Here is an 18,875-nt window from a genome sequence, read left to right on the forward strand (position 1 = left end):
ATGACAACGGCGGAGCAGCACTTTTTCAGCCGCCGGCCGGCTGTGCCCCTCCGCAGGGCGGGCTTTGTTTTTTAGGGCTTTGCAACCAATGGATGGGTAGCGAGTACCTTTGTAATGGCTGGAACCCGGCTTCTCGGGTTAGCGGGCTGGCTTGAATACTTTACCAATGTCTGACCACACTTTTTTGCCCGCCTGGCGGGAGCAGTCGCTGGGGCGACGCGTGTTTCTACGGGTTTCGGCGGCTTCGGCAGCCTCAGTGGCCCTGATTGCGGCGGGTTGCTCCACCACCATCGTTACTCCCACCCCCGCCGACCCCTACCAGCTGGCGCTGCCAACCGGCGACCCGGGCCTGTTGTACTACGCCTACCTGATGGCCCTGGCCCAGACCACCCTCTACCAGAAGGTGATGGATGCCCCGCCCACCGACCTGACCGCCGCCGAGCGCGCCGTTTTTGTCGACCTGCGCGACCATAAAGTGGTGCACCAGCAAACCATCCGCTACCTCATCGACCCCACGGGCATCAATCAACTGCTGCCCACCGATTTTACATTCAGCCTCAGCAAGTTCACGCTGACCACCCGCGCCGGCGTACTGGCTGCCGCCCAGCAGCTGGCCGACCTGGCCGCCGCGGCCTACCCCGTGCTGCTGCCTTTGTTCACCAGCAGCAGCATTCCGAAGCGCACGCTGCTCCTCAAAATGTCATCGGTGCAGGCCCGCCACGCGGCGGCCGTGCGCGACCTGCTCACGCCCGGCTCGTTTGCCAACAGCGACGTGGTGGACAGCGCCGGCCAGCTGCTCACCAAAACCCCTACCGAAGTGACGGCGGCCCTGGCCCCCTACTTCGCTCCTTACGTTATTTCCGTGGCCGGCCTGGCTGTTCCTGTATGAAGCTGATTTCCCTTCTCGACCAACTGGCGGCCGCACCAGCCACTGCCGCGCCGGCCCCCCGCCGCGCCCTGCTGGCCCAGCTGGGCCGCGCCGCCGTGGCGGCACTGCCGCTGAGTGCCGCAGCCCTGCCCGCCGCCGCCGCGCCTACGGATACGTCGTACGATGCCGTAACGCAGCTGCTCTTGCTCGAGCGTACTCAGGTGGCGCTTTATACCCAGGGCCTGGCCGCTACCGGCCTAATTCCTACGGCCCAAACTGCCGATTTCCAGCGCCTGCTGGCCCACCAGACCCAGCACGCCGCCCTGCTGCTGAAAGCCCTCCAGGATGCCGGAGCAATTGTGCCGGCCCTGCCCCGGTTCGATTTCAGCGGCCGGCATAATGTAGCCACCAACCCGGAGTTGTTCCCGGCCGTGCTCACCAGCTACGATGCCTTCCTGGCCCTGGCCCAGCAGCTGGAAGACCTGGGTGTGCGCATCTACAAAACCTACATATTCACCATCGCCGACCCGCAGCTACTCCGAGCCGCCCTGCGCATTCACGCCGTTGAGGCCGAGCATTCGGCCCACATTCGGGGGCTGCGCAAGGGCCGGGGCGCGGTAGTGCAGTACTGGCCCAGCGAGGAAGATGCCACCATTGTGCGGCCCACTGCCGCGCAGGGCCTGACCACTGCCGCCACCGGCGGCGAGGAAACCGGCGTCCAGTACGTGACGCCGGGGGTGCCAGTGCCGTTCGCTTCGTTCCTACTCATCAGGGCCAATACGGCTATTCACGACCCCGCTCTGGCTGAGGCTTTTGATGAGCCCGTAAGCAGCACAGTAGCCCAGACCGCACTTAATCTGTTCGTCTGAGCCGGAGTTGTAAGATTTTGGCTTTTTATTCGAAAAGAGTGGCCCTGGCTGCTCTTTTTGCGTATCGGGGCAGCTGATATACCTGTTCAGGCACTTCAGGTATTATGAAAATACCAGTTATATATAGTAACTTTAATATCAGATAGCCCGGCTCACTAATATAACCGGAAGTGTATCTGCTTAGTATTCCATCGTCCTTTTTCCTTCCGCTATGCTAGACTACATGAAAATGATTCTGATGAAAGTCAGCTTCAACAAGGCCCTGTTTGAGAAAGAGTTGCGCAAGGCGCTCAATGTAATTCCCACCATTGAGGTGCCTGATTTCCGTACCTGGTGCTACCAGCAATTTGCCCGCCTCTACCGGCGGGTGCTGAAGCGGGTGTTTGGCGAGCTTAGCTTGGGCGTGTAACACTGTGCGGTAAGCTTTAACTTGCGGTTAGTTAGTTAGTTGTTCGTTGATTCGGCAAGCGAAAGCTTACCGCACATCTGTTACAAACCTGATGTTCCGTTTCAGGCCTTCGTAGCCCGTGCGTTTCACGGCCGACTGCCGGAACAGCTCCGTGAATAATTCGTGGGTGATTTCGCGCCAGTCGCCGGGCGTCAGGTCTTTCAGGCCCGGCGCGGGGTTGAACTGGGGCTCATTGTGCGGCTTCGAGAAGCGGTTCCACGGGCACACGTCCTGGCAGATGTCGCAACCGAACACCCAGTTGCCGAATTGCCCGGCTACTTCGGTCGGAATCTGGTCCTTGAGCTCGATGGTGAAGTAGCTGATGCACTTGCTGCCGTCCACCACGTAGGGCTCGGTGATGGCCTGGGTAGGGCAGGCGTCTACGCACTTGGTGCAGGTGCCGCAGTAGTCCCGGATGGGGCCGTCGGCGGGTAGTTCCACGTCCACAATCAACTCGGCAATGAAGTAGAACGAGCCGTGGCCAGGCGTTATTAGGTTCGCGTTTTTACCTACCCAGCCGAGGCCCGATTTCTTGGCCCATGCCTTATCCAATACCGGCGCGGAATCGACGAAGCAGCGCCCACCAATGGCCCCAATCTCGGCTTCCATATCGGCCAGCAGCGTTTTCATCTTGTCTTTAATGACGAAGTGATAATCGCGGCCATAGGCGTATTTACTGATTTTAAGGGTGTCGTCGGGCTGCTGGGTTTCGGGCGCGGGGTAGTAGTTGAGCAGCAGCGAAATCACCGATTTGGCCCCATCCACCAGCAGGCGCGGGTCGAGGCGCTTGTCGAAGTGGTTTTCCATGTAGCCCATCTTGCCGTTCATGCGGCGCGTGAGCCAGGTTTCGAGGCGCGGGGCTTCCTCTTCCAGGAATTCCGCCTTTGATATGCCGCAGGCCATGAAGCCGAGCTCTGCCGCGCGGCGCTTGATGAAGGGTGCCCATTGGGATTGGGGAAGCATAGGCAACGGAGCTAAAGGGGTTGCAAAGAAACAGGGAACGCGCCGCTGAAGGCGGCGCGTTCCCTGATAGTGTACCGTGGACTCTGCGAGTCCGCGCGGCTGAACGCTCTCATGCGCGGACTCGCAGAGTCCACGGTACAAGCCCTACGACGTTATCTCGTCAAACAAGCTGCCTGAGTTACCGCGCATCTGCTGGGGCAGCAGGCGGCCCAGGTGCTGGTATGCGGCCTCCGTGGCCTCCCGGCCCCGCGAAGTGCGCTTGATGTAGCCTTCCTGAATCAGGAAGGGCTCGTACACTTCCTCAATGGTTTCGCCCTCCTCGCCGCACGCGGTGGCGATGGTGCTGATGCCCACCGGGCCACCCTTGAACTTATCGATGATGGTGGTCAGGATGCGCTTGTCCATGTCGTCGAGGCCGCGGGCGTCCACATCGAGGGCATTGAGGGCGAACTGCGCGATTTCGACCGTGATGGTGCCATCGCCCTTGATTTGGGCAAAGTCGCGGGTGCGGCGCAGCAGGTTGTTGGCAATGCGGGGTGTGCCGCGCGAGCGCCGGGCAATTTCAAACGCGGCGTCGTCGTGAATGGGCGTACCAAGAATCTCGGCCGAACGCAGCACGATGGTGGTCAGCAGCTTGGAATCATAATACTCCAGGCGGGCCGAGATGCCGAAGCGGGCACGCAGCGGAGCCGTGAGCATGCCCGAGCGCGTGGTAGCGCCCACCAGGGTGAAGGGCGAGAGCGAAATCTGCACCGAGCGGGCGTTGGGGCCCGAATCGAGCATGATGTCGATGCGGTAGTCCTCCATCGCCGAGTATAGGTACTCTTCCACCACAGGGTTCAGGCGGTGAATCTCGTCGATGAACAGCACATCGTGCGGCTCCAGATTGGTGAGCAGGCCGGCCAGGTCGGAGGGCTTATCCAGCACCGGGCCGCTGGTCATCTTGATGCCCGAGCCCAACTCATTGGCAATGATGTGGGAGAGGGTGGTTTTGCCCAGGCCAGGGGGGCCGTGCAGCAGGACGTGGTCGAGGGCATCGCCGCGCAGCTTGGCGGCGGCCACGAAGACTTTCAGATTCTCCAGAATCTTCTCCTGACCCGTGAAATCATCGAAACTGAGCGGCCGCAGGGCCTTGTCAATGTCCTTATCGGTGGCATCGAAGTGCTCGTTGTCGCCGGTGAGATAGGCTTCGCGCATAGTGATATTACTAAAATGATTGGTCGCTTGTTGCTAAGCTAATGAGTAACTTATTTGAGTGTAAAAAAGCTCCTTTGGCAAAGAATAAATAACGTCATGCCGAGCGCAGCCGAGGCATATCGCGTGGGGCAGTAACTCAAGCGATTGGTTTACTTGAGCACGCGAGATGCCTCGACTGCGCTCGGCATGACGGTCTTTTTTGGTTACACGAAATGCCTTAAGCTACTCGTGCAGCAGCACTTCAATATCAAGGTGCAGCCAGTCGGTTTCCCAAGATTTGTGATTGAGGCGGGCCGAAAGGTGCTTGCCGGCATCGAGCAAGCGCGCCACGGTTTCGTTGCGGCCCTCGGGCAGGTAGCCGAGCCACACGTTGGCCGGGTCGGTGGCGGGGGCAGTGTGCACCTGCACGGCCCAGTCGTCGTAGTGGCTATCGGCCTCGCGGGTGAGCAGCAGGGCCTGACCGACCTCTAGCTCGGGCTCGTATTTCTCCAGATTGGGGCGGTGCGAGGTGCCGGCCACGAGGCATTCGAGCAGCACGAGGGGTTCGGTAGCGGGTACGATTTTCATCATAGGGCCAAATTACGGCATGGGCAGCGGTATTGGGCACTGGCGCGAGTTACGCTGCGCGAAACTCGCGCCGATAATGTTGGGAGGCTGCGCCTTCCCTGCCGCGCCAGCGGCAATCCGGGGCCGAACCGGCCGCGCCGTTCTACCGGGCCGTTCCATGGGAGGCACAGCCTCCCCCGAATGGTCGGCACGAGTTACGCTACGCTAAACTCGCGCCAGCATGGGCGGCTTTATTAAGAAGCTGTTTAGAAAGAATACTGGAAACGACGTACTACTTGACCAGTAACTAATGTTGATGCCAGAAAAAACGGCCGCCTCATTGCTGGGGCGGCCATTTTGCGTTTTGCTGGGCACAAGCGAAAGCATGCGCTACGAGACAGGCTTACTTAAACGCCTGAATACCCGTAATGTCCGCGCCCGTAATCAGCAGGTGAATGTCGTGGGTGCCTTCGTAGGTCACCACCGATTCCAGGTTCATCATGTGGCGCATGATGGGGTACTCGCCGGTGATGCCCATGCCGCCGTGAATCTGGCGGGCTTCGCGGGCCACGTGCAGGGCCATTTCGACGCTGTTGCGTTTGGCCATGCTGATTTGGGAGCTGGTGGCTTTGCCTTCGTTTTTGAGCACGCCCAAGCGCCAGGCCATAAGCTGGGCTTTGGTAATTTCGGTAATCATTTCGGCCAGTTTCTTCTGCTGGAGCTGGAAGCCGCCGATGGGCTGGCCGAACTGCTCGCGCTGGAGCGAGTATTTCAGGGCCGACTCGTAGCAGTCGATGGCCGCGCCGATGGCACCCCAGGCAATGCCGAAGCGGGCCGAATCGAGGCAGGAGAGCGGGCCTTTCAGGCCGTCGATGTTGGGCAGAATATTCTCTTTAGGGATTTTCACGTCCTCAAACACCAGCTCGCCGGTGGTGCTGGCGCGCAGGCTCCACTTGTTGTGGATTTCGGGCGTGCTGAAGCCTTCCATGCCGCGCTCCACGATGACGCCTTTGATGCGGCCCTGCTCATTTTTGGCCCAGACAACGGCCACCTGGCACTCGGGCGAGTTCGAAATCCACATCTTGGCGCCGTTCAGCAGGTAATGGTCGCCCATGTCCTTGATGTTGGTGGTCATGCCGCCGGGGTTTGAGCCGTGGTCGGGCTCGGTGAGGCCGAAGCAGCCCAGCCACTCGCCGCTGGCGAGCTTGGGCAGGTACTTGTGGCGCTGTTCTTCCGAGCCGTAGGCGTAGATGGGGAACATCACCAGCGAGCCCTGCACCGAGGCCGTGGAGCGCATGCCAGAATCGCCGCGCTCGATTTCCTGCATGATGAGGCCGTAGCTGATGTAGTCCATGCCGCCGCCGCCGTATTCCTGCGGGATGGTGGGACCGAAGGCACCCACGTCGCCAAACTTGCGCACGATTTCGCTCGGAAAATGCGCGTCCTGCGCCCATTTCTCGATGTTGGGGCTGATTTCCTTCTTCACGAAGTCGCGGATGGACTGGCGGATGAGCAGGTGCTCCTCGGTCAGCAGACCGTCGAGGTCGAAATAATCGGTGAAGCCGTTGGCGTTGGTACTGCCTTTCTGGGCGGTGTGGGCTTTGGCTTCGGGGGAGAGAACGTCGGCTTCGGAGGACATGGGCGGAGATTGGGAGTTGGAGGTGGGAATTTTAGCAAAGATAACAGGCCGGCCGCTGGGCGGTAGCGCCTGGGAGTAAGTACTAAAGCCGAATAATCGGCCGTCGGTTCGGCCACGGCCGGCAATTTCCCGTTTCTTTACCTGAATCCCACCCACCCGGGTGAGCCGCCGCTTATTCCCAACCATATTATGACTCCAACACGCTACTTATGCCCACTCCCCTACCTGCCGTTCATCATAAAAAGCTGAATCAGCTGGAAGCCACGGCCATTTGCGGCAACGACATTTCGTCGTCGTGCCTCTACGTGTCGGCGCTTTCCATCGGCTTTGCCGGGCAATACGCCTGGATTGCGCTACTCATTGTGGCGGGCCTGCTGTACCTGTTCCGCAAGATTTACGGCGAGGTAGTGGGCGCCCTGCCCCTCAACGGCGGCGCCTACAACGTGCTGCTAAACACCACCAGCAAGAGCAATGCCGCCATTGCGGCCTGCCTCACCATCCTCTCCTACATGGCCACGGCGGTGCTGAGCGCGGGCGAGGGCATGAACTACCTGTACCTGATTGCCCCCATTCCGCACCTGCCGGTGCTGTGGGCCACGGCCGGGCTGCTGGTGTTTTTCCTGCTGCTCACGTCGGCGGGCATGTCGGAATCGGCCATCGTGGCGGTGGTCATTTTTATTGCCCACCTCATATCGCTCACGCTGCTGGTGCTGGCGGGCGGGTGGTTTGTGTGGCAGCACGGCCTCACCACGCTGCACCTCAACTATGCGCAGCCGGTGGTGGGCGGCAGCATCCTGGTGGCGCTATTCCTGGGGTTTAGCGCGGCCATGCTGGGCATTTCGGGCTTCGAAAGCTCGGCCAACTTCGTGGAGGAGCAGGCTCCCGGCGTGTTCCTCAAAACGCTGCGCAACATGTGGCTGGTGGTGAGCTTCTTCAACCCGGTGATTGCCCTGCTGGCGGTGGCCGTGGTGCCGCTGGCCACGGTGGGCGAGCACCAGGAAACCCTGCTTTCTTACCTGGGCCAGCAAACCGGCGGCCCCTGGCTGGCCACGGTTATATCCATCGATGCCGTGACGGTGCTTTCCGGGGCCGTGCTCACGAGCTTCGTGGGCGTGAGCGGCCTGATAAAGCGCATGGCGCTGGACCGCATCTGGCCGCAGTTTTTCCTCAAGGAAAACCGCCGGGGAGCCAACTACATCATCCTGACCATTTTTTTCGCGCTGTGCGTGTCCATTCTGGCCATTACGCAGGGCGAGCTCGAAACGCTGGCGGGCGTGTACACTATCTCCTTTTTGGCGGTAATGGCCTTTTTCGCCGTCGGCAACTTCCTGCTGAAGGTGAAGCGCGGCAAACTGCCGCGGCCGGTGTACGCGGGCGTGTTCAGCGTATTTCTGGCCCTGGTGGGCGTGCTGGCCGGCCTGTATGGCAACATTCAGAAGAATCCGGCCTACCTGGTGGTATTCCTGCAGTACTTCATTCCGTCGGCCCTCATCGTGTATGCCATGCTGGAGCGCATTGCCATTCTCAACCTGGTGCTGGCCGGGGCTACGTCGTTCTACGAGGGGTTCCGGCGGGCGGCCATCAGCAGCCAGGTCACCATCCGACGCCTGGTACATGACCTTAACAAACAAGAGTTTGTGTATTTCACGAAGGGCGATAACGTGGCCAACCTCAACAAGGTGATGACCTACGTGGAGGAAAATGAATTCACCAACCGCCTCAAAATCGTGATGCTGCTGAAACTCGACCAAGCCGTGCCCGAGGGCCTGCTCACCGACCTGAACGTGCTGGACCGCGCCTACCCCAACATTCACATGGAGTTTGTGACGCGCATCGGCACCTTCGGCCCGGAGCTGATTGACGAGCTGTCGCAAGAATGGAGCATCCCAAAAAACTTCATGTTCATCGGCTCGCCCGGCGACAAGTTCCCCTACCAGATTTCGGAGCTGGGCGGCGTGCGCCTCATCATCTGACCACGGATTTTTCGGATTTTGTGGACGACATTCTGAACAGCAAGAAGGCCTGCCAATTGGCAGGCCTTCTTTGATTGATGCCGGGCTAACAGATTCGCCCATGGAATCCGGGGAACTGCGGCTAACTGACCAAGCCGACTTTCTTTAACAACAGACACGCACTATTTTTTCCAGGTGAGTGACTTTCTATTAGTCAGTTACTAGCAAGCGGCCACGGGGGAGGTTAAGGGGGCGGGGCGGGCTTTTCAATTCAGAATCAGCTAACTCCATTGGCTGAACGTCCTTAGAAAAAGTTCACGGGCTGGGCCAATGGCAACATTTTCATTTAGTTGCAGCCTCAATGTTCAATCTTCACCTTCTTATCCTCCCCCACGCATGGACGCAATGAAAACCAAAGCTTACGGTGCCAGCAATTCCATTTTCAACGGCCTTTCCGAGATGGAAATCGAGCGCCAGGCCCCCAAGGCCGACGAGGTGCACATCGACATTCTGTACTGCGGCGTGTGCCACTCCGACCTGCACCAGGTAAAAAACGATTGGCACAACACGATTTACCCCTGCGTGCCGGGCCACGAAATTGTGGGCCGCGTGAACGAGGTGGGCAGCGCCGTAACCAAGTTCCGGGTGGGCGACGTGGTGGGCGTGGGCTGCATGATTGATTCCTGTGGCGTGTGCCCCTCGTGCCAGGAAAAGGAAGAAAATTACTGCGAAGGCCCCGTGAGTTGGACGGCCACCTACAACGGCTACATGAAACCCCAGAACAAGGATTTCAACACCTTCGGCGGCTATTCGACCAACATCACGGTGAAGAAATCCTTCGTACTCAGCATCCCCGATGCGCTGGATATTAAAGCGGCCGCGCCCATTCTGTGCGCCGACATAACGACCTACGCGCCGATGAAACACTGGAACGTGGGCCCCGGCCAAAGCGTGGCTGTGGTGGGCATTGGCGGGCTGGGCCACATGGCCGTGCAGTTGGCCCGGGCGCTGGGTGCGACCGTCACGGCCGTCACCCGCGACAAAGAGAAGCAGGCCGCTGCCGAGCAGCTGGGCGCGCACGAAGTGCTGATTTCGACGGACTCGGCGGCCATGAAGGCCCACGAGCTGAAGTTCGACTTCATCCGCCTCACCATCCCCGATGCCTTCGACATCAACGACTACGTGACGCTGGCCAAGCGCAACGGCGTGATTACAACCGTAGGCCTGCTCGGGCCCTACAAAGCGCCGCTCAACAACATGGAAGTGGCCATGCACCGCCGCTCGGTGGCCGGCTCGGTCATCGGCAGCATTGCCGAAACGCAGGAAGTGCTGGAATTCTGCGCCAAGCACAACATCGCGCCCGAAGTGGAGATGATTCCGATGCAGGACATCAATAAAGCCTTCGGTAAGATGATGGACGAGGAAGTGCGCTTCCGCTACGTCATCGACATGGCTTCGCTAAAGGAGTAGAACGCAATAAATAAAAGAACGTCATGCTGAGCGTAGTCGAAGCATGACGTTCTTTTTTAGCGGGGTCGGGCCATTCTACCCACCTATTTGTACGCGCTCAAAACTTCAATCCAATCGAGGCCAGGTAGTTGCGCGTGGCCTGGGGGTAAAACCAGTTAAAGGTTTCCTGGTTGCCGCTGGCGCCTTGGTAGGTGTAGGTATAGCCGTTGGCCACGTACTCGCGGTTGAGCAGGTTGTTGACGAGCAGGCCCAGCTCAATCTCCTTCATGAAACGGGGGTGCAGGGCATAGCGCAGGCGGAAATCGAGCGTCTGGTAGGGGTTGATGCTGCGGTAGTCGTTCTGCGAGTTGTCGAGGTACTGGCGGCTCACGGTTTTGAGGAGCAGGGCCACGCGCAGGCCTTTCAGCGGCTGGCCTTCCAGCGTATGGGCCGATACCACGCCCGGCGAATACGAGATGGTGGACGTGCGCGCTTCGGCGGCATTGGTGGTGACAACGTAGGTTACCGTGTCGTAGCTATAGGAAACGTCCCGGTAGTTCAGGATGCGGTTCTGGCTCAGGGTGAGGGTACTGCTGAGGCTGATTTTGTCGTTGAGCGACAGGAAAGCCGACAATTCCACGCCGCGCCGGTAGCTGCGGGCCACATTGGTGCGCAGGGCCGTGCCCACATCGTTGAGCTGGCCGGTGGCCACCAGCTGGTTGCGGTAGTTCATATAAAAGCCGTTGGCTTCGAAGCGCAGTGCCCCGTTCGGACCCAGAAAAGCTAGGTCGGCGCGGTTGAAACGGTAGCCGCCTTCAAAGTCTTCGAGGCGCTCGGCCTGGGCCGACTGGTCGCCCACGGGCCGGTCGGTGAAATCGGAGCGCACAGGCTCGCGCTGGCCCACCGCGAAGCTGCCGTACAGCTGCTGGCCGGTGCCCAGGCTGAGGGTAGCGCCGGCCTTGGGGTTGAAGAAGGTGTACTTGGCGCGGGTGGTCACGTCCTGCTTTTTGGGTTCCAGGCCGTCGATGGTGTAATCAATGTGGCGCACCTGCATATCGCCATAAATGCCGAGCCGGTCCAGCACCTGCCAGGTGGCGCGGGCATAGGCGTTGTAATCGGTCTTGACGGCATTGTTGAAGTAGTAGCGCTGGCCGAGCTGGCTGTTCGAGGCATACTGCGCCCAGATGATTTCGCCGTAATGGTCGCCGTCGTAGCGGTTCCAGGCACCGCCGAAGGTGGCTTGTAGCTTGCCGTCGGCGGGCTGGTAGTTGAGGGCCATCGTGCCGCCGTAGAAGTTGTTGTCGAGCCACTTGCGGTCCACCAGGTTGGTACGCTTGATGGTGGTGGTGCCCAGCACCACGTTGTCCAGGCCGTAATCAGCCAGCTTTTTATTGGCCCGGTAACTTTCGTAGTAGCCGAAGCCGCGCGTGAGGTGCAGCGCGCCCGCCAGGTTCCAGCGCTGGCCCAGACCCTGCGAAAGGTGCAGCTGGTAGTGGTTCTGCTGGTAGTTGTCGGTCTGGTTGCCGTAGGTGTAGGAGCTGTAACGCCGGCCCTCCTGGAGCACGCGGGCGGCATCGGCCTCCGTGAGCTCGCCGTTATTGATGAACGTCTGGAGCCGGGCGCGGTCGCCGGAGAGGGCTGGCTCGGGCACGCCGTTCCAGGCCTGGTAGGTTTTTTCGCGGCCCGAGAAGGTGATGAATTTCAGCAGCGTGTTCTTGGCCTGGTAGCCGGCGGCGAAGTAGTACGACTTCAAATCGGAAGCCGCCCGGTTCATGTAGCCATCGGAGGCAATGCGCGAGAGCCGCCCATCAACGGTAAAATGGCCGTTAATCAACCCCGTGCCAAACGACACGTTATTTTTCCAGGTCTGGTAAGAGCCGTAGGTGTTCTGGGTTTCGGCGTAAGCCTCGCGGCGGTTGTCGAGCGTGCTGATGTTGATGCTGGCTCCGAAGGCCGCGCCGCCGTTCTGGCTGGTGCCCACCCCGCGCTGGATTTGCAGCGAATTGATGGACGAGGCCAAATCCGGCAGGTTAATCAGGAACGCGCCGTGCGATTCCGGGTCGTTCAGCGGCACCCCGTTGATGGTGGTGTTGATGCCCGTATTGCTCGTGCCGCGGATGCGGATATCGGTGTAGCCGACGCCGGCCCCGGCGTCAGAATTCACCACCACCGAAGGCGTCTGGTTGAGCAGGTAGGGTAGGTCCTGCCCGAAATTCTGCCTGGCCAGCTCCTGCTTGCTCAGGTTGGTGTAGGCCGTGGCCGTGCGGTCGTTGGCGCGGGAAGCCATCACGAGGGCTTCGGGCGTGACCACCGCAAAAGCAGCTAAAACAATGTTGCCCAGCTGCTGAGGTTCAGCCGAGCCCTTTATAGTCACGGAGCTCGACGCAAAATCATCTCGTATCACCCGCAACTCGTGAGTACCCGGAGGCACTACGACGATTGCAAACCCTCCGGTGGCACCCGTGGTGCCAACGACATTGCCATCAAGCAGAATAGTCGCATTAGCAACCGGATTAGCTTCGCTGATATGGAGCACATCGGCCAAAACGGTGCCGGACACGGGGCCTTGCGCCCACGCCGGCGCGGCGGCCAGCACGCACAGTGCCGCCCCCGCAAGGAGTACAGTTTTCAAAAAAATGAGATGAAAAGTAGAACGTGCCGTCGCCCCAGGGGTCGGAGCGGCCGCAGAATCGTCCGTGGATAGTTTATTCCCTTCGCCGGCATTACCCGGTTCAGGTTCGATGGGTATCATCTCAGCCAATGTTGTATACAACATCAGCACCCCTAAACATGCCGTAAAGATACGGCCCGTCAGACCAGGCCATATCTTTTTTTATTATTCGTTGGTTAAGAGAGTGGCGGTTTGCTGACTGTCAGTTAATTTAGGGACGTCGGCCGGCGGAACGTCGGGCCGGGGGCCGACGTTATAAACTCCGCACCGCTTTAGCCGCTTTCGTTATGTTCAGCTTAATCTACGCCGTTGCTTTTTGCGCCTTCTTCCTGTTTGTGCTGGTGCTGCCGCGCCGCCGCCGCGTAGTGCCGCCCCCGCCGCCCCACGACGGCGACGACGACGGCGGCGAACCCCATGACCCCAGCCTGCCCGACCTGGACCTGCCGCCCGGCATTTCGCGCCCCATCAACGACTGGGAGCCGGACTATAACCGCCGCCGGGTGGAAGTATAGTCGCTGAAATCCCCCCCCTATCCGTCATTCACCGCGAGCCCCCGCCGGCCGCCGCACCCCAGTGGGGTGCTGGCGGCCTGTAGGCTTCTGGTTTACCTGGAATTGCGAACCATAATTTCAAAAAATAGAAAGTGCCCAGGCGAGCTACTGGCGGGCATTTTATCATTTGGTTCGATTAAATACCCAAGCATATTAAACAATTATATTGCAAATATCTTACATTGGAGCCGTGCATATCGCACAATCCTTACCCTTACAATTTTTCCCATGCAAAACCTGTTTCTAGACATCATGCGCATTCCCGTGGACGACCCGGTGGCATTCACGTTTTTTACGGGATATATGGCAATGGCTGCGGCGGCCGTATTTTTCCTCTTCGAGCGCAGTACTGTAGCCGATAAGTGGAAAACGTCTTTGCTGATTTCGGGAATGATTACCGGCATCGCGGCGGTGCACTACTACTACATGCGCGATTACTATGTGAGTACCCATGAGACTCCCATAGCCCTACGCTACATCGACTGGACGCTAACCGTGCCGTTGATGGTAGTAGAATTTTACCTGCTGGTGCGAGCCGCCGGGGCCAAAATATCGCTGCTCTACAAGCTGATTATAGCGGCCGTCGTCATGCTCGTATGCGGCTACATCGGCGAAGCTTTCACCGACGGCTCCATGGGTCACTCGGTGCTGTGGGGCTCGCTCTCGACGCTGGGCTACCTCTATATTCTGTACTCGGCCTGGATGGGCGAAGTGGCAAAACTGGCAGCAGCTTCCAACTCGGTAGCCGTGCAGAAGGGCGTGCGCGCCCTGGCGTGGTTCGTGCTGGCAGGCTGGGCCATTTACCCAATTGGCTACATGGCTATGCCCGGTGGCTGGCTCGGGCCCGATGGAGCCGGCTTGCTCCGTCCCCAGGACCTCGACCTGCTGTATAACCTTGCCGATGCCGTCAACAAAATCGGCTTTGGTCTGGTCGTGTACGGCATCGCCCGCAGCGAGTCGGCCGTGAAAGAGGCTCCTGCTAAGGCGGTTTCGGTCGCCTAGCTTTGAGGGGGGCCGCCCAGCGGCGGCATCCTTTTCCGGCTCAGTGGCGGGCAGACTTGCCCGCCATTCACCCCCCGGCCTACAGGCTGAATTTCACTGCCTCGGCCGTGCGGTTCAGCCTGTAGTGCTTTTTTCCTCTTTCACTTATGACTAACTCGCTTGGCACATTGGCTTCTGACTGGTCTCAGCGGCGCTATTCCTACGCGGCTGTGCTGGTGCTGGTGGGGCTGGGCGCGGCCTTTCCGGGCCGGGCCGGGCTGCTGCTGGGTTTGCCGCTGGCCGTGGGCATGGTGGTGCTGGGCGTGGCGCACGGAGCCTGCGACCAGTTTGTGGTACCGGCCAGCCACCCGGGAAGCACGGCCGACGGCTGGCGCTACTGGCTGCGGTTTTTGGCCGGCTACCTGGGCCTGGCGGCGGCGGTGGGCCTGCTGTGGTGGCATTGGCCGGCGGCCACGGTGGCCGGCTTCTTGTTGCTCACGGTGTGGCACTGGGGCTCGGCCGATGCACCGGCCGGGCCATTGGTATCGGCCGGCTGGTGGCTGGCGCATAGTCTGCTGCGGGGCCTGCTGCTATTTGCGGTGCCCGCCTGGCAATGGCCCGCCGAAACGGCCGGCATCGTGAACGGGCTGCTCCGGTTTGTGGGCACGGGCACAATGGGACCCGGCACGTTTGCGGCCGGGGCTACTGGCCTGGCGGTGGTAGTAGCGGTGGGGCACGTAGTACTATGGGCACGGTATGCCGCCCGGCAGCAGTGGCCGCTGCTGGTGGCCGAGCTGGGCGAAGTCCTCATCCTGGCGGTGCTGTTTGTAGCCTTGCCGCCCAAGCTGTCGGTGGGCGTGTATTTCGTGTTCTGGCACAGCCTGCAGCACGTGCTGCGCCTCACGGGCTGGCTTGGCTATGCCGGGCCGGGCCAGCTGCCGGGAACCAGCCGGGGCAATTTGCTGGCGCGGCTGGCTTTTTTTCTGCGGCGGGCGGCTCCGCTGCTGCTCATCAGCTGCGTGGCGCTGCTGGTATTGGGCCGCCTGCTGGCCGCCCACCTGCCCGACGAAACCGCCTGGTTCAGCCTGGCCCTGGTGGTGGCCTCCATCGTGACACTGCCCCACGCCTTGCTCGTGACGGTGGTAATGGATGCCCCGCAGTGGCGGCCGGCTGCGCGGTGAGGAAAAGCAAGCTAACCCGCTGCCCTACGGCAATGAGTCTGCTCACCATTTCCCTCATTACCAAGTATTAGCCCACCTCAATGGTGTAGGCGGCCGTGAAAACCTGGCCGGGCTCCAGGGTCAGGATGCCTTCTTTCTCGCTGAGCTCGCCGGGCTTGCCGGCGGCGCTGGCGATGCCGTGCCAGGGCTCGACACACACGAAACTGGCCCCCGGGCCTTTGGTCCAGAGGCCGAGGTAGGGAAAGCCGTCGAACTGAAAGCGCACGAAGTGGGCCGACTTGCGCGAACGCAGCGTGAGGCCGGAGAAATCGTAGTGCTTGAAAACCAGCGCATCATCGGCAAACAGGCTGTAGGTGAGCGGTAGCTGGCGCGCCTGGATGAGCACGGGGGCCGTTTGGCCCGTGAGCAGGCCGCCGGCCAGCAGGTAGCGCTCCAGGGTCACGGGGTGGTCGAACTCGAAGTAGTAATCCTCGAATTTTTCGTCCGGGCTTAGGGGGCACCGTACGGCCGGGTGCGCCCCGATGCTGAAAAGCAATGGCGCATCGGTGGCGGGGTTGCGCACGTCCCAGCGCACAGTGAGCTCGGCATCGCGCAGGGTGTAGGTGATAACGAGCTCGAAGGCGAAGGGGAATATGGCGCGGGTGGTTTCGTCGTGCTGGAGGCGGAACACCAGCTCGGTGGCCGTGTGCCGCAGCACGGCAAACTCCTGGTCGCGGGCGAAACCGTGCTGTGGCAGCTTGTAGTCGCGGCCCTCGTAGGAGTAAGCATCGTTGGGCAGGCGGCCCACCAGCGGAAACAGCACGGGCGCGTGCCGGGCCCACACGGCAGGGTCGGCGGGCCAGATGTATTCGAGGTCGTCGGCGGTGGTGCGCAGGCTGGTGAGCTCGGCCCCGCGGGCGACAAACGTGGCCTGGCAGGCGGGCGTGTTGAGGGTGTAGTAGGTAGGGTGGTACGACATGCGGGGTTCTTCTAAAACTTGAGCCGAGGCCTGAGCAGCCGTGCGCAGCAGCTCATCAACCAAGAAGCGAGCCTGGGCAAAGCGGCGCTCGCCGGAGCCGGCAATTTCGGCAAAGTTGGCCATGCGCTCGCTTAGCTCGCGCCGGTACAGGTCGTAAAAATGCTGGCGCAGGTGCGGATGCTCGCGCAGGGGGTCGGGCTCCCAGGGCAGGTCCACGCCCATGAGCAGGGCCAGGTCGTACTGCTGCTCGTCGATGGTGCGCAGAATCCATTCGGGGCAGGAGCCGAAGGAATGTTCGGCCCATATCTTTATCACCAGCAGGTCGCTATCGCAGAACACCAGGTTGTTGTGGGCGCGGGTGGCGGCTTCGGCTTCGGCCGCGAGCTGGCCCCGGGCTATTTCCTCCAGGTCTTCGGGAGTATAGTGCGAGCCGGACTGGGCCAGGTATTCGCGGGCAAACTCAGGGGCAAAAGAGGTACCGTAGTGCGCCGCCAACTGGGTAGCCAGGGTCGATTTGCCCGTGGATTCCGGGCCGGTGAGGGAAACGCGCAGCAATTTACAGGGGGGGGGAGAACAGATGCAGTAAAGAGAGAGGCAATGGTAACCATGCGCCGGAAGCCATTACCTGGGTGGATAATGGGGGTGCCTCCCGGCATAACAAATCAACTCAACAATAGTCTGCCGTTTTTCAGCCGGCAACGGATGCAGGCAATGCGGCTACGGGCCGGGCCAGCTCGCGCCGCCACTGCCGGTAGCCGTAAGCAGCCAGCCCCAGGTAGAGGGCGTAGAGTATGCTAGTGGGATACAGGTCTTTGCACCAGAGCACGGGCACGTAAATCAGGTCGACCAGTATCCAAATCAGCCAGTTTTCGAGGCGCTTGCGGGTGAGCAGGTACTGGGCCACGATGCTGCCGGCCGTAGTGAAGCTGTCGAGGTGGGGCAGCGAGGCATCGGTATTGTAATGAAGGTAGTAACCAAAGCCCAACGTGAAGGCCACGACGAATACCGCGCCCAGCAGCCACTCGCGGCGGGTAGCATGCGTCACGCCCAGCTCGGTGGCATTACGCCCGCCATACAGCCACTCGTACCAGCCGTAGAGGCTCAGGACGATGAACAGGACCTGGAGGTAGCAGTCGGAATAGAGCCGCGCCCGGTAATAGACGAATACGTAGAGCAGGCAGCTGATGATGGCCACCGGGAAGTTCCAGATGGACTCGCGCGCGGCCAGCCATACGCAGGCAAACCCCGTAAGCACGGCCACCAGCTCCAGCGGGGTGGTGGCGTGCCAGTACTGCACAAACGAGGTCGGAATATCGAGCAACAAAAGAGCAAACACGCGGGCAGGTGCTGATAGGAAGCTGCAAGGTAGGGCGCGGCGGGCCTATTTTTGTCGTTCAACTCCCCGCATTATGCAAAACAGCCCCCTCGAAATCAGCCCCGAAGACCTGCACCGCCGCCTGCAAGCCGGCGACGACATCCAGCTCATCGACGTGCGCGAGGAAATGGAGTTCGAGTACTGCCACCTGCCCGGCAGCCTGTTGCTGCCCCTGGACGAGCTACCGCGCCGCGCTGCCGAAATCCGCACCGAAGGGCCGGTGGTGGTCATTTGCCACCATGGGGTGCGCTCGGCCCACGCCCTAGGCTACCTGCGCCAGCGCCTGGGCCGCACCAACGTCAGCAACCTACGCGGCGGCGTCGATGCCTGGGCCTTGCAAGTCGATCCGGCGTTTCCCACGTATTAGGCTGAGCCGCGGCCGCCACTTGCCGGGGTTTATTGTTATCCTGCCAACCGCCGCCGCTCCTCATGCCTGATTTTCCGCTGCCCACCAGCCACGCGCCTTCTCCCCACGCCCCCACCCTCTCGGACCGCCTGGCCCTGCGCGAGCGGCCCATGGGCCAGCCCCTGCTGCGCCAGCAGTGGAGCGACCTGCTGTTTCTGCACTGGCCCGTGCCGGCCGAGCTGCTGCAGCCGCACCTGCCGCCCCGCCTCAAAATTGACACCCACGATGGCATGGCCTGGCTGGCCATCGTGCCGTTTGAGATGAGCAAAGTGCGCACCCGCTTCACCCCGCCGGTGCCCGGCACGCAACAGTTTCTGGAGCTGAACGTGCGCACCTACGTGCATCTGGACGGGGTGCCGGGCGTGTGGTTTTTCTCGCTCGATGCCACCAATGCACTGGCCGTGTGGGTGGCACGCGCGTTTTTCAACCTGCCCTACCTGCGCGCCACCATGCACATGGAAAGCCCCAGCGCCGGGTTGCGGCAGTTCACGGCCCTGCGCACCCACGGCGGGGCCCCGCCCGCCAGCTTCCGCGCCACCTGGAAAATAGGGGCCCCGCTGCCACCCGCCGAGCCCGGCTCGCTGGCCTTTTTCCTCACCGAGCGGTATGCGCTCTACACCAGCAACAAGGCCCAAACCAAGCTGTACCGGGGCCGGATAGCGCACACGCAGTGGCCGCTCAACACGGCCCAGGTCCTGCACTTGGAGTCGACCCTGATTGAAGGCCACGGCCTGCCCACCTGCACGGGGCCGCCGGTGGTGCACGCCGGCGGCCCCGTGCAGGTGGAACTGTGGCCCATGCAGCGGGTGTAATTTTGGGCA

General features: G+C 61.1%; 17 protein-coding genes and 1 riboswitch. Of the genes, 10 read left to right on the top strand and 7 right to left on the bottom strand.

Annotated features, from left to right (window positions below; all coding sequences use genetic code 11):
- The first annotated feature begins 166 nt into the window (after nucleotides 1–166).
- From KQ659_RS19285 to KQ659_RS19295, 3 genes are all read left to right on the top strand, one after another.
- Nucleotides 167–889, top strand: a complete 723-nt coding sequence (locus KQ659_RS19285) for a ferritin-like domain-containing protein (RefSeq protein ID WP_216679593.1) — start codon at nucleotides 167–169, stop codon at nucleotides 887–889.
- Nucleotides 886–1,737 (top strand): ferritin-like domain-containing protein, encoded by an 852-nt coding sequence (locus KQ659_RS19290; RefSeq protein WP_216679592.1) that lies wholly within the window; start codon nucleotides 886–888, stop codon nucleotides 1,735–1,737. Before KQ659_RS19285 ends, KQ659_RS19290 begins: the two co-directional genes overlap by 4 nt.
- A 211-nt stretch (nucleotides 1,738–1,948) precedes the next feature.
- The gene (locus KQ659_RS19295) at nucleotides 1,949–2,146 is read left to right on the top strand and encodes a hypothetical protein (RefSeq protein WP_216679591.1); all 198 of its coding nucleotides are present in this window, start codon (nucleotides 1,949–1,951) and stop codon (nucleotides 2,144–2,146) included.
- A gap of 66 nt (nucleotides 2,147–2,212) precedes the next feature.
- Here KQ659_RS19295 and queG read toward each other — a convergent pair whose 3' ends face one another.
- From queG to KQ659_RS19315, 4 genes are all read right to left on the bottom strand, one after another.
- The gene (queG, locus tag KQ659_RS19300; protein ID WP_216679590.1) at nucleotides 2,213–3,148 is read right to left on the bottom strand and encodes a tRNA epoxyqueuosine(34) reductase QueG; all 936 of its coding nucleotides are present in this window, start codon (nucleotides 3,146–3,148) and stop codon (nucleotides 2,213–2,215) included.
- Between the two features lie 144 nt (nucleotides 3,149–3,292).
- Complete coding sequence (gene ruvB, locus KQ659_RS19305) at nucleotides 3,293–4,345, bottom strand: Holliday junction branch migration DNA helicase RuvB (protein WP_216679589.1); 1,053 nt, start codon at nucleotides 4,343–4,345, stop codon at nucleotides 3,293–3,295.
- A 222-nt stretch (nucleotides 4,346–4,567) separates the two neighbouring features.
- The gene (locus KQ659_RS19310) at nucleotides 4,568–4,915 is read right to left on the bottom strand and encodes an HIRAN domain-containing protein (protein ID WP_216679588.1); all 348 of its coding nucleotides are present in this window, start codon (nucleotides 4,913–4,915) and stop codon (nucleotides 4,568–4,570) included.
- A gap of 379 nt (nucleotides 4,916–5,294) precedes the next feature.
- Nucleotides 5,295–6,530, bottom strand: coding sequence for an acyl-CoA dehydrogenase family protein (locus KQ659_RS19315; RefSeq protein WP_226915716.1), 1,236 nt, complete (start codon nucleotides 6,528–6,530; stop codon nucleotides 5,295–5,297).
- A 209-nt stretch (nucleotides 6,531–6,739) separates the two neighbouring features.
- Between KQ659_RS19315 and KQ659_RS19320 the strand changes: the two genes are divergently transcribed.
- Together KQ659_RS19320 and KQ659_RS19325 are read left to right on the top strand one after the other, a co-directional pair.
- On the top strand, nucleotides 6,740–8,503 hold the full coding sequence (locus tag KQ659_RS19320; protein ID WP_216679587.1) for an APC family permease: 1,764 nt from the start codon (nucleotides 6,740–6,742) through the stop codon (nucleotides 8,501–8,503).
- A 384-nt stretch (nucleotides 8,504–8,887) separates the two neighbouring features.
- Nucleotides 8,888–9,952 (top strand): NAD(P)-dependent alcohol dehydrogenase, encoded by a 1,065-nt coding sequence (locus tag KQ659_RS19325; protein ID WP_226930061.1) that lies wholly within the window; start codon nucleotides 8,888–8,890, stop codon nucleotides 9,950–9,952.
- A gap of 97 nt (nucleotides 9,953–10,049) precedes the next feature.
- Here the strand turns inward: KQ659_RS19325 and KQ659_RS19330 are convergent, their stop codons facing one another.
- Nucleotides 10,050–12,563: a TonB-dependent receptor gene (locus tag KQ659_RS19330; RefSeq protein ID WP_216690576.1), complete on the bottom strand. Its 2,514-nt coding sequence runs from the start codon at nucleotides 12,561–12,563 to the stop codon at nucleotides 10,050–10,052.
- A gap of 60 nt (nucleotides 12,564–12,623) precedes the next feature.
- Nucleotides 12,624–12,727: riboswitch (TPP riboswitch) on the bottom strand.
- A gap of 162 nt (nucleotides 12,728–12,889) precedes the next feature.
- Between KQ659_RS19330 and KQ659_RS19335 the strand changes: the two genes are divergently transcribed.
- From KQ659_RS19335 to KQ659_RS19345, 3 genes are all read left to right on the top strand, one after another.
- A complete protein-coding gene (locus KQ659_RS19335; RefSeq protein WP_216690831.1) occupies nucleotides 12,890–13,114 on the top strand; it encodes a hypothetical protein in 225 nt (74 codons plus the stop codon).
- Between the two features lie 267 nt (nucleotides 13,115–13,381).
- Nucleotides 13,382–14,155: a bacteriorhodopsin gene (locus KQ659_RS19340; RefSeq protein ID WP_216679584.1), complete on the top strand. Its 774-nt coding sequence runs from the start codon at nucleotides 13,382–13,384 to the stop codon at nucleotides 14,153–14,155.
- 146 nt (nucleotides 14,156–14,301) lie between these two features.
- The gene (locus KQ659_RS19345; protein WP_216679583.1) at nucleotides 14,302–15,315 is read left to right on the top strand and encodes a Brp/Blh family beta-carotene 15,15'-dioxygenase; all 1,014 of its coding nucleotides are present in this window, start codon (nucleotides 14,302–14,304) and stop codon (nucleotides 15,313–15,315) included.
- Nucleotides 15,316–15,382: 67 nt separating this feature from the next.
- Here KQ659_RS19345 and KQ659_RS19350 read toward each other — a convergent pair whose 3' ends face one another.
- A complete protein-coding gene (locus KQ659_RS19350; RefSeq protein WP_216690575.1) occupies nucleotides 15,383–16,828 on the bottom strand; it encodes an aldose epimerase family protein in 1,446 nt (481 codons plus the stop codon).
- A 133-nt stretch (nucleotides 16,829–16,961) separates the two neighbouring features.
- The gene (gene pnuC / locus KQ659_RS19355) at nucleotides 16,962–17,609 is read right to left on the bottom strand and encodes a nicotinamide riboside transporter PnuC (RefSeq protein WP_216679581.1); all 648 of its coding nucleotides are present in this window, start codon (nucleotides 17,607–17,609) and stop codon (nucleotides 16,962–16,964) included.
- Nucleotides 17,610–17,682: 73 nt separating this feature from the next.
- Here pnuC and KQ659_RS19360 point away from each other — a divergent pair, with 73 nt between their 5' ends.
- Together KQ659_RS19360 and KQ659_RS19365 are read left to right on the top strand one after the other, a co-directional pair.
- Nucleotides 17,683–18,015: a rhodanese-like domain-containing protein gene (locus KQ659_RS19360; protein WP_216679580.1), complete on the top strand. Its 333-nt coding sequence runs from the start codon at nucleotides 17,683–17,685 to the stop codon at nucleotides 18,013–18,015.
- 62 nt (nucleotides 18,016–18,077) lie between these two features.
- The gene (locus KQ659_RS19365) at nucleotides 18,078–18,866 is read left to right on the top strand and encodes a YqjF family protein (RefSeq protein ID WP_216690574.1); all 789 of its coding nucleotides are present in this window, start codon (nucleotides 18,078–18,080) and stop codon (nucleotides 18,864–18,866) included.
- Nucleotides 18,867–18,875 lie beyond the last annotated feature (9 nt).

Source organism: Hymenobacter siberiensis (assembly GCF_018967865.2).
Lineage (GTDB): Bacteria > Bacteroidota > Bacteroidia > Cytophagales > Hymenobacteraceae > Hymenobacter > Hymenobacter siberiensis.